General features: G+C 71.2%; 1 pseudogene. It reads left to right on the top strand.

Annotated features, from left to right (window positions below):
• Positions 1–88: 88 nt before the first annotated feature.
• Positions 89–17,179: pseudogene (locus tag OG352_RS39070) on the top strand (type I polyketide synthase); the annotation flags it as partial.
• Positions 17,180–17,234 lie beyond the last annotated feature (55 nt).

Genomic DNA, 17,234 nt, shown 5'->3' with positions numbered 1-17,234 from the left:
CGCACAGCAATGTCTTCACCACCCACTTGGAGAGCGCCGCGTGACGAACGACAACGAGGAGAAGCTCCGTTACTTCCTGAAGCAGGTCACGGGCCAGCTCCAGGAGACACGGCGACGCCTCGACGAGGTCACCTCCGCAGAGCGGGAACCCATCGCCGTCATCGGCATGGGCTGCCGCTTCCCGGGCGGGGTACGCTCCCCCGAGGACCTGTGGGAACTGCTGCTCGACGGCACGGACGCCATGGCCGAGTTTCCCGCCGACCGGGGCTGGGACATGGAGCGGCTGTACGACCCGGCCACCGGGCGGACCGGCACGTCGTACGTCCGCGAGGGGGCCTTCCTCAGTACGGTCGCCGAGTTCGACGCGGCGTTTTTCGGGATCTCCCCGCGCGAGGCGACCGCGCTCGATCCGCAGCAGCGGCTGCTGCTGGAGACGTCCTGGGAGGCGTTCGAACGCGCGGGCATCGACCCGCACTCGTTGCGCGGCAGCCGTACCGGTGTGTTCGCCGGGACCAACGGCCAGGACTACGCGGCCCTGCTGCGCCGCTCGCCCAAGCAGGCGGACGGCTATCTCGCGACCGGTGTCGCGGCGAGTGTGGTGTCGGGTCGGCTGTCGTACACCTTCGGCCTCGAAGGCCCGGCGGTCACCGTCGACACCGCCTGCTCCTCCTCCCTCGTCACCCTGCATCTCGCGGCCCAGGCCCTGCGCGCCGACGAGTGCTCCCTCGCACTCGCCGGCGGTGTCACGGTCATGTCCACCCCTGAGGCGTTCGTGGAGTTCTCCCGGCAGGGAGCGCTCTCCCCGGACGGGCGGTGCAAGGCGTTCGCCGAGGCGGCGGACGGCACCGGCTGGGGCGAGGGCGTCGGCATGCTCCTTCTGGAGCGACTGTCCGACGCCCAACGCAACGGCCACCCCGTCCTCGCCGTACTCCGCGGCTCCGCCGTCAACCAGGACGGCGCCTCCAACGGCCTCACCGCCCCCAACGGCCCCTCCCAACAACGCGTCATCCGCGCCGCCCTGGACAACGCCGGGCTCTCGACCGGAGACGTGGACGCCGTCGAGGCGCACGGCACCGGTACGACGCTCGGCGACCCGATCGAGGCTCAGGCGCTCCTGGCCACCTACGGCCGGGGGCGGTCTGCCGAACAGCCGCTGTATCTCGGCTCGTTGAAGTCCAACATCGGCCACACCCAGGCCGCCGCAGGCGTCGCCGGCGTCATCAAAATGATCCAGGCCATGCACAACGGCCTCCTCCCCCGCACCCTCCACATCGACCAGCCCTCCTCAAAAGTGAACTGGTCCAGCGGCACCGTGCAACTCCTCACCGAACAACGAGAATGGCCCCGCCCCGACGACCGGCCCCGCCGGGCAGGAGTCTCATCGTTCGGCGTCAGCGGCACCAACGCCCACGTCATCCTGGAAGAAGCACCTCCGACATCCCCGGCACCCTCCGAAAACCCGGACGCACCCGCACCCGAAGGCGTACTGCCCTGGATCCTCTCCGCCCGCAGCGCCACCGCCCTACGCGACCAGGCCGCCCAACTCCTCACCCACGGCGTCGACACCCTCTCCCCCACCGACGTCGGCTGGTCACTCGCCTCAGGACGCGCCGCCTTCGAACACCGCGCGGTGCTGCTCGGAGAGCGGGACGACCTCTTGGCCGGGCTCAGCATCCTGGCGCAGGGCGAGGAGGCGCCGGGGTTGATCACGGGTCCCGAAAATGGTGCCGTTGAGGGCCGGTTGGCCGTTCTCTTCTCAGGGCAGGGGTCGCAACGGGCCGGTATGGGACGGGAGTTGTACGACCGCTTCCCCGTCTACGCCACCGCCTTCGACGAAGTCTGCGCCGCGCTGGACGCCGAACTGGCCGGACACGTCGACCGATCCGTGCGCGACGCCGTCTTCACAGACGACCCCGATGACTCCGACGGCGTACTCGACCGTACGGTCTTCACCCAGACCGCGCTGTTCGCCGTGGAAGTCGCCCTCTACCGCCTCACCGAATCCTGGGGCATACACCCCGACATCCTCGCCGGGCACTCCCTCGGCGAACTCACCGCCGCACACATCGCCGGCATCTGGACCCTCCCCGACGCCGCACGCCTCGTCGCCGCACGCGCCCGCCTCATGCAGAACCTCCCCACAGGCGGCGCGATGATCGCCCTCGAAGCCACCGAAGAGGAAGTCACCCCCCACCTCACACCCAACGTCAGCATCGCCGCCGTCAACGGGCCACACTCCGTGGTGATTTCCGGCGACGAACACGACACCACCGCCATCGCCATCGCCTTCAAGACCCAGAAGCGCCGCGTCAAACACCTCCGCGTCTCACACGCCTTCCACTCACCCCACATGCAGCCCATCCTCGACGACTTCCTGACCATCGCCGAGAGCATCACCTACAACACCCCCCGCACCCCCGTCGTCTCCAACCTCACCGGCACCCTCGCCGACCACGACCAACTCACCTCCCCCCACTACTGGACCCGCCACATCCGCGAAACCGTCCGCTTCGCAGACAGCATCCACACCCTCCACGACCAAGGCATCACCGTCGCCCTGGAACTCGGCCCCGACGCCGTTCTCAGCAGCCTCGCAGCCGACAACAACACCCCCATCACCTTCACCCCCCTACTGCGCTCCGGACGCACCGAAGCCCAAGCGCTCCTCACCGGCCTCGCCCAGGCATGGACCCACGGCACACCCCTCGACTGGACCCGCCTCCACAACGGCACCAAACCCACCCGCATCGACCTCCCCACCTACCCCTTCCAGCACCAGCGCTACTGGCTCGACACCCCCGCCGACGAAGCGGGGGCAGGTGCCGTCGTACGGCTCGGGCTGGGGCCCATGGATCATCCGTTGCTCGGGGCCGCAGTGGAACTGGCCGGTGGGGACGGGCTGTTGCTCACCGGGCAGTTGTCGCTGCGCACGCATCCCTGGCTTGCGGATCACAGCATCGGCGGGACGGTGCTCTTCCCCGCCACGGCGTTCATGGAGCTGGTGATCCGGGCCGGCGACCAGGTCGGCTGTGGGGTGGTCGAGGATCTGACGTTGCTCGGGCCGCTGCGGTTGCCCCAACAGGCTTCCGTCCGGCTGCAGTTGACGGTCGGCGCGGCCGATAACGCGGGGCGGCGTACGTTCGCGGTGTACTCCCGGGCCGCTCCCCAGCCCGATGCAGCTACCGATTCCGCTGCCGACGCTGCCACCGTGTCAGGTGACGGCGCGTGGACGCAGCACGCCACCGGCGTACTGGCTCCGGGCGGCCGGTCCCCGGCGCGGGACGGCTTCGCCGATCTGATCCAGTGGCCGCCGCCCGGTGCGACCGCCGTGGACGTCACCGGGGTGTACGACTCGTTCGCCGCCGAGGGGTACGGCTACGGTCCGGCGTTCCAGGGGCTGCGGGCCGCCTGGCGGCGCGGGGACGACGAGGTGTTCGCCGAGGTGGCGCTGGACGCCGTACAGGAAGAGGCCGCGGAGCGGTTCGGGCTGCATCCGGCGTTGCTCGACTCGGCGCTGCACGCGCTGCGGGTGGGTGAGTTGTTCCCGTCGGTCGAGGGGCGGGTGTGGCTGCCGTTCGCCTGGCGTGGGATGGCGTTGTGGGCGTCGGGTTCGTCCGCGCTGCGGGTGCGGCTGGCCAGGACGGGTGCGGACACGCTTTCGGTGACCGTGGCCGACGGCACCGGAGCACCGGTGGCCGGTGCCGACGCGCTGATCCTGAGGCAGGCCGACCCCGCTCAGCTGCGGGCGGCTCTCGATGGTGGTGGGCGGGGGGAGGCACTGTTCCGGGCCGACTGGACGGCGACGGTACGGACCGGTGAGCTGCCCGGTGCACGGGACTCGGCGGGGTGGGCGCTGGTCGGGACCGGGGACGGTTTCCCCAGGTTCGACAGGGCCGACGGGGCCGACGGGGCCAATGAATTCGATGGGTCCAATTGGTTCGCCGGGGTCGTGCATCCGGATCTGTCCTCGCTCGTCGTCGCCCTGGACGCGGGTGCTGCGGTGCCTGCCGTGGTCGTACTGCCGTGTCCGTCCGAGGTGGTGGCCGGGGGTGACGTTCCCGATGCCGTGCGGCGGCGGACGCTGTGGGCGCTCGGCGTCGTGCGGGAGTGGCTGGCCGAGGAGCGGTTCGGGGCGGCGCGGCTGGCTGTCGTGACCCGGGGTGCGGTCGGCGAGGAGGCCGTGGATCTGTCGGCCGCGCCGCTGTGGGGGTTGCTGCGGTCTGCGCAGACCGAGAATCCGGGGCGCTTCCTGCTGCTCGACGCGGATCCTTCCGAGGCGGGCTTCGGCCATACGGATCTGTCGGCCGCCCTCGCGTGGGCGGTGGACCGGGACGAGCCGCAGCTCGCGGTGCGGGGCGACGAGATACGGGTGCCCCGGCTGCGGCCGGTCGAGCCGGGTGACCATGGGCTGGTGCCGCCGGGCGGCGACCACTGGCGGCTGGACATCCAGCGGCAGGGTTCGCTGTCTGATCTGGAGCTCCTGCCGTGCCCGGAGGCGGCCGAGCCGCCCGGTCCGGGACAGGTGCGGGTGCGGATCCGCGCCGCCGGGATGAACTTCCGTGACGTCGTGGTGGCCCTCGGCCTGGTGCCGGGGCGCGGCACGATGGGCAACGAGGCCGCCGGCGTGGTCACCGAGGTCGGGGCCGGGGTGACCGATCTGGCGCCCGGGGACCGGGTGTTCGGCCTGTTCTCCGGTGCCTTCGGTCCTTACGGTGTCACCGACCGCCGACTGGTCGCGCGCATCCCGGACGGCTGGGACTTCGTACAGGCGGCGACCGTGCCGGTGGTGTTCCTCACCGCCTACTACGGGCTGCGCGACCTGGCCGGACTGCGGCCGGGGGAACGGCTGCTGGTGCACTCCGCCGCCGGTGGGGTGGGCATGGCGGCGGTGCAACTGGCCAGGCACTGGGGTGCCGAGGTGTACGGCACGGCCAGCTCCGGGAAGTGGGACGCGCTGCGGGCGTCGGGCCTCGACGACGCGCACATCGGCTCCTCACGGACGCTGGAGTTCGAGGAGCGGTTCCTCGCGGCGACCGACGGCGCGGGCATGGATGTGGTGCTGGACGCCCTGGCCGGCGAGTTCGTCGACGCCTCACTGCGGCTGCTGCCGCGCGGCGGACGGTTCCTGGAGATGGGCAAGACCGACCGGCGGGACCCCGCCGAGGTCGCCGTGGCGCACCCCGGGGTCGCTTACCAGGCGTTCGATCTCGGCGAGGCCGGGCCCGACCGCACCCAGGAGATCCTGACCCACCTGCTGGCGCTGTTCGAGGCGGGGGTGCTCACCCCGTTGCCGGTCGCGTCCTGGGACATCCGGCGCGCTCCGGAGGCGTATCGCTTCCTCAGCCAGGCCCGGCACGTCGGCAAGGTCGTCCTGACGCTGCCCGTCCCCCTCGCGGGTGCGGGCGGCGAGGGCACGGTGCTGGTCACCGGGGCCACCGGCACCCTGGGCGGTCTGGTGGCGCGGCACCTGGCCGTCGGGCACGGGGTGCGGCGACTGCTGCTGGTGAGCCGCAGCGGGCCGGCCGCCCCGGGGGCCACCGAACTCGTCGCGGAACTCGCCGAGTCGGGGGCATCGGCCGAGGTGGTGGCGTGTGACGTCGCCGACCGGGAGGCGCTGTCCGCCCTGCTGGCCGGCATCCCGGCGGCGCACCCGCTGACGGCGGTGGTGCACACCGCGGGAGTCATCGACGACGGGCTGGTGGCCGGACTGTCCGACGACCGCGTGACCGACGTGCTGCGGCCGAAAGTGGACGCCGCCTGGCACCTGCACGAACTGACCCGTGACCTCGACCTCGCCGCGTTCGTCCTGTTCTCCTCCGGTGCCGGCGTCCTCGGCAACGCGGGACAGGCAGGTTACGCGGCGGGCAACGTCTTCCTCGACGCGCTGGCCGTCGTACGCCGGGCCCAGGGGCTGCCGGGCCTGTCGCTGGCCTGGGGACTGTGGGCGCCCGGCAGCGGAATGACCGACACACTGGGGCAGGCGGACCTGGCCCGGCTGGCACGCTCCGGGGTGGTCGCGCTGTCTGCCGAGGAGGCGCTCGCGCTCTTCGACACCGCGCTCGCCATGGACGGCGATCCCCTGCTGCTGCCGATGGCCCTCGACGTCCCCGCGCTGCGCGCGGCAGCGGTCGGCACCACTCCGCCGCCCCTGCTGCGCTCTTTGCTCCACTCTGCCGCCACCGCAACCACCCCCGCCCGGCGACAGGCCGGGACGGTGAGCGCCGGCAACGGTGCGAGTGCGGGCGAGGCCGGCGGCGCGGCCGGTGGAAGTCGTCCGGCTGGTGGCAGTGGTCTGGCCGGGCGGCTCGCCGGGCTCGCGGAGGGCGACCGGCTGCGCACCCTGTCGGAGTTCGTGCGCGGCCATGTCGCCCAGGTGCTGGGCCATGGCAGCGCCGACGCCATCGCCGAGAACAAGGCGTTCAACGACATCGGCTTCGACTCGCTCACGGCGGTCGAACTCCGCAACCGGCTCGACGCGGGCACCGGTCTACGGCTGCCCGCCACCCTGGTCTTCGACCACCCGACCCCCGGCGCCCTCGTCCGTCACCTCCTCAACGAACTCACCGCCGGGCACGACGGCCTCACCCCGGAATCGGGCGCAGGCGCGAGAACGGGGGCGGACGGCCGGCAGGACCGGGCCGACGCCGCCACCGACGAGCCGATCGCGATCGTCTCCATGAGCTGCCGCTTCCCGGGCGACGTCACGACCCCCGAGGAGCTGTGGGAGCTGCTGGCCACGGGCACGGACGCGGTGTCCGGCTTCCCCGCCGACCGGGGCTGGGACGTGGAGACCCTCTACGACCCCGACCGGACCGCGGGCCGCCCCGGCACGACGTACGCCAAAGAAGGCGGCTTCCTCTCCGGCGCCGGGGACTTCGACGCCGGGTTCTTCGGGATCTCCCCGCGCGAGGCGCTCGCGATGGACCCGCAGCAGCGGCTGCTGCTGGAAACGTCCTGGGAGACGTTCGAACGCGCGGGCATCGACCCCGAGTCGGTACGCGGCAGCCGTACCGGTGTGTTCGCCGGAGCCGCCGCACAGGGGTACGCGTTCAACACCAAGCAGACCTCTGACAGCGGCGAGGGCTATTACCTCACCGGCAGCACCACCGCCGCCATCTCCGGCCGGGTCGCCTACGTCCTCGGCCTCGAAGGCCCGGCGGTCACGATCGACACCGCCTGCTCCTCCTCCCTCGTCGCCCTTCACCTCGCCGTACAGGCGCTACGCGGCGGAGAGTGCTCGATGGCCCTGGCCGGCGGGGTCACCGTCATGGCCATGCCCACGGTTTTCGTGGAGTTCAGCCGCCAGCGCGGCCTGGCGTCCGACGGCCGCTGCAAGCCGTTCGCGGAAGCGGCCGACGGCACGGGATGGGGCGAGGGAGTCGGCGTACTCCTGCTGGAACGCCTCTCCGACGCCCAACGCAACGGCCACCCCATCCTGGCAGTCGTACGAGGCTCCGCCGTCAACCAGGACGGCGCCTCCAACGGCCTCACCGCACCCAACGGCCCCTCCCAGCAACGCGTCATCCGCGCCGCCCTCGCCAACGCCGGACTCACCACCGCCGACATCGACGCCGTCGAAGCACACGGCACCGGCACCACCCTCGGCGACCCCATCGAAGCCCAAGCCATCCTCGCCACGTACGGCCAGGGCCGTCCGGCCGAACAGCCCCTGTGGCTCGGCTCGTTGAAGTCCAACATCGGCCACACCCAGACCGCCGCCGGTGTGGCGGGCGTGATGAAGATGGTGCTGGCGATTCAACACGGGTTGCTGCCTCAGACCCTTCATGTGGACGAGCCCTCGGCCAAGGTGGACTGGACGGCCGGTTCGGTGGAACTGCTGGCCGAGGCCCGAAAGTGGCCGGTCGCCGAGGGGCGGCTGCGGCGGGCGGGTGTGTCGTCGTTCGGCGTGAGCGGGACGAACGCGCATGTGGTGCTGGAGGAGGCTCCTGCAACCCCTGTGGCACCTGCGGCTCCTGCGTCTCCTGCGGTTGTTGTGGAGCGCCTGGAGCACGCCGAAGTACCGGTTCGGGGTGCCCAGGGCGTTTTGCCGTGGGTGCTGTCCGCACGGGACACGGCCGCACTGCGGGAGCAGGCGGCCCGGCTGCTGACCCACGGCGTCGACACTCTCTCCCCCGCCGACGTCGGCTGGTCACTCGCCTCAGGACGCACCGTCTTCGAACACCGCGCAGTGGTACTCGGCGAAGGACGCGAACTGCTCGACGGGGTCGGCGCGTTGGCACGTGGTGAAGCCGGGGCCGCTCTGGTCACGGGCCCCGCGCGGGGCGCGGGAAGCGGTCGACTGGCCGTTCTCTTCTCAGGGCAGGGGTCGCAACGGGCCGGTATGGGACGGGAGTTGTACGACCGCTTCCCCGTCTACGCCACCGCCTTCGACGAGGTCTGCGCCGCCCTGGACGCCGAACTGGCCGGACACGTCGACCGATCCGTACGCGACGCCGTCTTCACAGACCAGCCCGATGACCCCGACGGCGTACTCGACCGTACGGTCTTCACCCAGACCGCGCTGTTCGCCGTGGAAGTCGCCCTCTACCGCCTCACCGAATCCTGGGGCATACACCCCGACATCCTCGCCGGGCACTCCCTCGGCGAACTCACCGCCGCACACATCGCCGGCATCTGGACCCTCCCCGACGCCGCACGCCTCGTCGCCGCACGCGCCCGCCTCATGCAGAACCTCCCCACAGGCGGCGCGATGATCGCCCTCGAAGCCACCGAGGAAGAGGTCACCCCCCACCTCACACCCAACGTCAGCATCGCCGCCGTCAACGGACCTCACTCCGTGGTGATTTCCGGCGACGAACACGACACCACCGCCATCGCCAAGGCCTTCAAGACCCAGAAGCGCCGCGTCAAACACCTCCGCGTCTCACACGCCTTCCACTCACCCCACATGCAACCCATCCTCGACGACTTCCTGACCATCGCCGAGAGCATCACCTACAACACCCCCCGCACCCCCGTCGTCTCCAACCTCACCGGCACCCTCGCCGACCACGACCAACTCACCTCCCCCCACTACTGGACCCGCCACATCCGCGAAACCGTCCGCTTCGCAGACAGCATCCACACCCTCCACGACCAAGGCATCACCGTCTTCCTCGAAGCCGGCCCCGACCCTGTCCTCAGCGCCATGGGAGCCACCACCGCCCCCGACGCCCTCTTCACCTCCCTCCTCAAGCACGGCCACCCCGAAGACACCACCCTCTACACCGCACTCGCCCACGCCTGGACCCACGGCACGTCAGTCGACTGGGCCGGCACCTTCGACTCCGCCGCTCGCGCCGGCCTCCCCACCTATCCGTTCCAACGCCACCGCTACTGGCTCAACGTGGCGTCGGGCGACAGTTCTGAGGCAGTGGCGGGGCTGGGGCTCGGGGCAGTGCGGCATCCGTTGCTCGGGGCGGCGGTCGAACTAGTGGCCACCGAGGGGCTGTTGCTTACCGGCCGACTGTCGACGCACACCCAGCCCTGGCTCGCCGACCACTCTGTCGGCGGTCGGGTCCTGCTGCCCGGCACCGCCTTCGTCGAGCTGGCTCTCCAGGCCGCCGACCAGTCCGGCGGCGGCGCCCTGGAGGAGCTGACACTGCAGGCGCCGCTGGAGCTGCCCGACGGACATGGCGTACAGCTTCGGCTGACCGTGGACGAGCCGGACGAGACCGGACAGCGTGCGTTGAGTGTGCACTCCCGGTCTGAGGAGGCGGGGGACGGTACGCCGTGGGTGCGCCATGCGACGGGCGTGCTCGGCGCCGCCGATGCCGCTCGGGCCTCCGTGCCGCACTGGGGCCTGGCCTCGTGGCCTCCGCCTGGTGCCACGCCCGTGGACGTCACCGGGCTCTACGACACCTTCGCCGACGCCGGCTATGGCTACGGTCCGGCGTTCCAGGGGGTGCGGGCTGTTTGGCGGCGTGGGGACGAGGTGTTCGCCGAGGTTGCACTCGGTGAGGAATACACGGCCGACGCCGCCGACTACGGCGTGCACCCCGCGTTGCTGGACGCCGCCCTGCACGGAATGCGTCTGGGCGACTTCTTCGGCGAGAACACCGACAGCCAGGTCCGGCTGCCCTTCGCCTGGCGCGGCGTCACACTGTGGGCCGCCGGCGCGTCACAGTTGAGGGTACGGCTCGCTCCGGCCTCCGGAGACGCCGTGTCGGTGACCGTCACCGACACCGCCGGCCGGCCCGTCGCCTCCGTCGACGCACTCGTCACCCGGCCCCTCCAGACCACCACCCTGCCCGGCCGCCAGGACTCCCTGTACCGGGTCGAATGGAACCTCGCCGCTCCGACCTCGGCCCTCACCCCCGCCGACACCTCCGCTCTCGCCGTCATCCACCCCGGGCACCTCGCGCCGGGCTGGAACCCCGGCCACGGCATCCACACCAGCCTCGCCTCCCTCCCACTCGACGACCACGGCCCAGTACCCCAGACCATCATCGTGTCCCTCGCCCACCAGGTCACGCACGACATCCCCGACGACATCCCCACCCTGGCCCGCAAGACCACACACCACGCCCTCCAACTGCTCCAGCACTTCCTCGCCGACGAACGCCTCACCGACTCCCGACTCGTACTGCTCACCCACAACGCCGTCACCACCAGCCCCGGACAACCAGCCCCCGACCTCACAACCGCCCCCCTATGGGGCCTCGTACGATCCGCCCAGTCCGAAAACCCCGGACGATTCCTCCTCCTCGACATCCCCACCGACCAGACCGACCACACCGCAACCTCAACCGCATGGAACACCGTCCCCGCCGCCCTCGCCTGGGCCCACACCCACGACGAACCCCAACTCGCCCTACGCCCCGACGGCATCCACACCCCCCGCCTCACCCACCACAACACCCAACCCACCCCCACCACCCTCCCCCCCTTCGGCACAGGAACCGTCCTCATCACCGGCGGCACCGGCACCCTCGGCTCACTCCTCGCACACCACCTCGTCACCACCCACCACGTCCAACACCTCCACCTCATCAGCCGCCAAGGCCCCCAAGCCCCCAACGCACAACAACTCACCCAAGACCTCACCGCACTCGGCGCACACATCACCATCACCGCCTGCGACGCAACCGACCACAACGCACTCGCCGCCACACTCGACACCATCCCACCCCAACACCCCCTCACCGCCGTCATCCACACCGCAGGCACCCTCCACGACAACCTCACCACCACCCTCACCCCCCACCAACTCGACACCGTCCTACAACCCAAAACCCACGCCGCCTGGAACCTCCACCACCTCACCCAACACCACAACCTCACCACCTTCATCCTCTACTCCTCAGCAGCCGCCACCCTCGGCAGCCCCGGACAAGCCAACTACGCCGCCGCCAACACCTTCCTCGAAGCCCTCGCCACCCACCGCACCAACCAAGGACTCCCCGCACTCGCACTCGCCTGGGGACTCTGGGCCCAAAACACCGGAATGACAGGCCAGTTGAGCGAAACCGAACTGGCGCGGATCGCACGCGGCGGGATGCACGCGCTCTCCGCCTCCGAGGGGCTGGCACTGCTGGACACCGCGCTCGCCGCGTCCGGTGCGGGCGAACCGATGCTGCTTCCCGTCCGGTTGAACCCAGCGGCCATGCGCACTGCCGGTGTGGTGCCGCCGCTGCTGCGCGGGCTGGTCAGGAACCCGGTCCGCAGGGCCCGTGTCGCCGAGCGCGCGGGGGCTGCCTCAACGGTGGGTGAACTCGCGGACCGGCTGACAGAGTTGGGCGAGGACGAGCAGGTGCGGTCACTCACCGAGCTGGTGCGCGGTCAGGTGGCAGCCGTACTCGGCCACGAGTCGCCCGCCGCCGTCGAAGCAGAGCGGACCTTCAACGAACTCGGCTTCGACTCACTCACCTCCGTCGAGCTGCGCAACCAGCTTCAGGCCGCGACCGGGCTCCGCCTCACCGCGACCCTGATCTTCGACCACCCGAGCCCGGCCGTGCTGGCCAGGCATCTGCTCTCCGAACTCCTCGGAAAAACAGAGGAGTTCGCGAGCGGGGTGAGTGGGGTAGGCGGGGTGTCCGTCGCCGACGCCGAGGACCCGATCGTCATCGTCTCGATGAGCTGCCGTTACCCAGGGGGCGTCGACTCTCCAGAGGGCCTGTGGGACCTCGTCGCCGAGGGGCGCGACGCGGTGTCCGGCTTCCCCGCCGACCGAGGCTGGGACGAAGCCATCCACGATCCGGACCCCGATCGCCCCGGCAAGAGCTACAGCACACAGGGCGGGTTCCTGTACGGCGCCGCCGACTTCGACCCCGCGTTCTTCGGCATGTCCCCACGCGAGGCCCTCGCCACCGACCCACAGCAACGGCTCCTGCTGGAGACCTCCTGGGAAGCCGTCGAGCGGGCCGGCATCGACCCCCACACCCTCAAAGGCAGCCGCACCGGCGTCTTCACCGGCGTCATGTACAACGACTACGCCTCCCGCCTCCACACCGCACCCGACGGCTTCGAAGGACACATCGGCAACGGCAGCGCAGGCAGCGTCGCCTCCGGCCGCGTCTCCTACACCCTCGGCCTCGAAGGCCCCGCCGTCACCGTCGACACCGCCTGCTCATCCTCCCTCGTCACCCTCCACCTCGCCGTACAAGCCCTCCGCACCGGCGAATGCACCCTCGCCCTCACCGGCGGCGTCACCGTCATGTCCACCCCGAACACCTTCGTCGAGTACAGCCGTCAGCGGGCGCTGGCCTCCGACGGCCGCTGCAAGGCCTTCTCCGACACCGCCGACGGCACAGGCTGGTCCGAGGGCGCCGGCATGCTGCTGCTGGAACGGCTGTCGGACGCCCGCCGCAACGGCCACCCCGTCCTGGCCGTCATCCGTGGCTCAGCCGTCAACCAGGACGGCGCCTCCAACGGCCTCACCGCCCCCAACGGCCCCTCCCAGCAACGTGTGATCCGCGCCGCCCTCGCCAACGCCGGGCTCTCCACCACCGACATCGACGCCGTCGAAGCGCACGGCACCGGAACGCCCCTCGGCGACCCCATCGAGGCACAGGCGATCCTCGCCACGTACGGTCAGGACCGGGGTGCCGAACAGCCTCTGTATCTGGGCTCGTTGAAGTCCAACATCGGCCACACGCAGGCGGCTGCGGGTGTCGCCGGTGTCATCAAGATGGTCCAGGCGATGCGTCATGGCGTCCTGCCTCGCACCCTCCACGTCGACACACCCTCCACCAAGGTCGACTGGACCGCCGGATCCGTGGAACTCCTCACGGAGGAACGCACCTGGCCGCACAACGACCGGCCACGCCGGGCCGCCGTCTCCGCCTTCGGCGTCAGCGGCACCAACGCCCACATCATCCTCGAACAACCCGAGGAGACCCCTGCGGTCGCCCCCGCCGCCGACACCACCCCGACCGACACCATCGTTCCCGTACTGCTGTCCGCCCGGACAGAGCCCGCCCTGCGCGACCAGGCAGCCCGACTCCTCACCCACCTCGAAGCCGACCCGGCGCTCTCCCCTCTCGACACGGCCTGGACCCTCGCCACCGGCCGTTCCACCTTCACCCACCGCACCACCCACATCGGCAACCGCCAACAACTCCTCACCTCCCTACGCGAGTTCGCGACCGGAGAGACGACGCCCAACACCGTGCAGGGAACGGCGACGAACACCGGCCGAACCGTGTTCGTCTTCCCCGGCCAGGGATCCCAGTGGGTGGGCATGGCCCTCGAACTCATCGACAGCACACCCGTATTCGCGAAGTCCATGAACGAATGCGCCGAAGCCCTCGCCGAGTTCACCGACTGGTCCCTCCACGAAGCCCTCGGCGACCCCACCGCACTGCAACGCGTCGACGTCGTACAACCCGCCACCTGGGCCGTCATGATCTCCCTCGCCGCACTCTGGCGCTCCTACGGCATCCACCCCGACGCCGTCATCGGCCACTCCCAAGGCGAAATCGCCGCCGCCTGCGTCGCAGGAGCCCTCACCCTCCAGGACGCGGCCCGCATCGTCGCCCTGCGCTCCCAGGCCATCGCCCGCAACCTCGCAGGCAACGGCGGCATGACGTCCCTCGCCGTATCCGCAGCCGAAGCAGAGGCCTTGATCGCCCGCTGGGACGGCCGTATCGAGATCGCCGCCACCAACAGCCCCACCAGCACCGTCGTCGCAGGCCAACCCAACGCCCTCGACGCACTCCTGACGGTATGTGAGGAGAACGGCGTACGCGCCCGACGCATCCCCGTCGACTACGCCTCCCACACCACCCACGTCGAACAGATCCAAGACGAACTCGCCCAACTCCTCACCGGCATCCAACCGGTGACCGGCCACATCCCGTGGTACTCCACCCTCGACGGCAACTGGCTCAACGGCCCCGAAGCCGACGCCGCCTACTGGTACCGCAACCTCCGCCGACCCGTCCACTTCCACCAAGCCGTCCAAGCACTCACCGAAGCCGGATACGGCACCTTCATCGAGGTCAGCCCCCACCCCGTCCTCACCCCCAGCATCGAAGACACCACCACCGACACCATCACCACCGGCACACTCCGGCGCAACGACGGCACCCTCACCCGCTTCTGGACCTCCCTCGCCCAGGCCTGGACACACGGCACACCCGTCGACTGGACACACGCCTTCGAAGGCAAGAACGCCACCCGCACCGACCTCCCCACCTACCCCTTCCAGCACCACCGCTACTGGCTCGACACCCCCACCACACCCGACCCCCGCACCGAGCAAACCGTAAACGGAACCGGAGAGTTGGAGGCCGCCTTCTGGGAAGCGGTCGAGCGCGGAGACGTGGGGGCGCTGGCCGAGACTCTGGACGTAGAGGACACCGACGGTGAGTCGTCGCTCGGGGCGCTGTTGCCCGCGCTGTCCTCCTGGCGGCGACAGCAGCGCGCTCGCGCGACGCTCGACGGCTGGCGTTATCGGGTCGTATGGCGGCCGATGGCCGAGTCGCTCGTTCCGGTCGTCCGCCCCGGCACTGCTGGCGCCTGGGTGCTCGTGGTGCCGGGAGGCCCGGCAGAGGACCTGGCCCGCGAGTGGGCCGAGGTCTGCTCGGACGCGCTGGGCGGTGCCGAGGCGGTGACCGTGGTGCGGTGGGACGCCGCCGATGAGGACTTGGCCGGGTTCGTCGGCCGACTGCGCGATGCCGCCGAGGCGGCGCGAAGCCTCACGGACGTACAGAACCCTCAGAACCCTCAGAACGCACGGAACGCACAGAACGCACAGAACGCGTCCACGCAAGGCACCCCCGAACAAGGCGCGCTCACCGGCGTGCTCTCCCTGCTGGCCCTCGACGAAGCCCCGCACCCGGTCCATCCCGAAGTCCCCCGGGGAGTGGCCGGCACCCTGGCCCTGGTGCGGGCGCTCGGTGACAGCGGGCTGGTCGCCCCGCTGTGGCTGGCGACCCGGGGCGCGGTGTCCACCGGCGGTGAGCCCGTGGCGGTCAGTCCCGCGCAGGCTCAGGTGTGGGGGCTCGGCAGGGTGGCGAGCCTGGAACACCCGGACCGTTGGGGCGGGTTGATCGATCTGCCGTCGGTCACCGACGCGCGTACGGCCGCCCGTACGACCGCCCGGTTGCGGGCCGTGCTCACGGCAGCGGTCCCAAACACGTCCGGTGCGCCGACCGGGCTCGGGGCCGAGGATCAGGTCGCGGTGCGGGACTCCGGGCTGTTCGCGCGCCGTCTGGTGCCCGCGCCGCTGGGCGGGCAGCGGGCCGTGCGGGAGTGGAAGCCGCAGGGAACAGTGCTGATCACCGGCGGCACCGGGGGCATCGGCGGCCGGGTCGCCCGGCGGCTTGCGCAGAGCGGTGCCGGGCATCTGGTGCTGACCAGCAGGCGTGGGCTCGCGGCTCCCGGCGCGGAGGAACTGGCCGCCGAGCTGACCGCCACAGGGGTACGGGTCACGGTCGCCGCGTGCGACGTGGCCGACCGGGTCGCCGTGGCGGCGCTGCTGGCAGAGCTGGACGCCGACGGCACTCCCGTGCGCGCGGTCTTCCACGCGGCCGGGGTCGCCGAGAGCGTGCCGCTCGCCGACACGGACCTGGCCACACTGGCACGGCACACCGCTGCCAAGGCCGCCGGCGCGGACCACCTCGACGCGTTGCTCGGGGACCGTGAACTGGACGCCTTCGTGCTGTTCTCCTCCAACGCCGGGGTGTGGGGCGGCGGCGGGCAGGGCGCCTATGCCGCTGCCAACGCCCACCTCGACGCCCTGGCCGAGCGGCGCCGGGCGGCAGGCCGTACCGCCACTTCGGTGGCGTGGGGCGCCTGGGCCGGTGACGGCATGCTGGCCGACGAGGCCGCGGCTGCGCATCTGCGCCGCCGGGGCGTCCTCGCCATGGACCCCGAGTACGCCCTCGAAGCACTCGGGCAGGTGCTGGACCACGACGAGCTGCTCACCGTGGTGGCCGACGTGGACTGGGCGCGGTTCGCCCCGGGCTTCGCCGCGCTCCGCGCTCGGCCGCTGCTGGCCGAAGTACCCGCCGCCCGGGCCGCGTTGAGCGGCCGCGACGCGGAGAACACTGAGCGCGCTGCGGGCGGTGCCGTGGAAGGCCCCGGCCCCGGCCCGGAGTCGCTGCGCGAGCGGCTCGTGGGGCTGAGTGGTACCCGCCGGAACGCCGCTCTGCTCGAACTCGTCCGCAAGACGGCCGCCGCCGAGCTGGGGCACAGCAGGCAGGACTCGGTCGGCGCGGTCCAGGCGTTCCGGGAGCTGGGCTTCGACTCGCTGATGGCCGTCGGGTTCCGCAACCGACTGCGCAAGGCGACCGGTCTCGACCTGCCCACCTCGCTGGTCTTCGACCATCCGACGCCCACGGCGGTCGCGGCACATCTGCACAGTGAACTGTTCGCAGCGGGCGGCTTGGCCACGGACTCATCGGACCAATCCGGCTCCGACGTGGAAATGCTGGGCGAGTTGGACCTGCTGGCGGCCCGGGTGCTGGCGCCGGCCGCCGTCAGCCGACTCACCGGGGAGGAGGGGCTGAGGGCCGAGGTCACCGCCCGGCTCCAGAGCCTGCTGGCCCAACTCGAAGGATTTGGCGCCGCTGCGGCGGGCGGCGACACCGGGGCCGGCGCGCACAGCGACGTCACGGGCATCGAGGAGGAACTCGAACAGCTCGGTGCGGCGACCGATGACGATCTCTTCGGTTTCATCGACCGGGAGTTCGGCGCGAACCCGGATTCCGCCGACGAGCCGGGCACCCCATGACGGCGGCGGTCCCACCCGCGTCCGGCACCCCATCGAAGCAGGCAGGTCCAAGGAA

It is taken from the genome of Streptomyces sp. NBC_01485, from assembly GCF_036227125.1.
GTDB lineage: Bacteria > Actinomycetota > Actinomycetes > Streptomycetales > Streptomycetaceae > Streptomyces.
The sequence above is the reverse complement of the archived record's forward strand: the minus strand, read 5'-3'. Positions and strand labels throughout refer to the sequence as shown.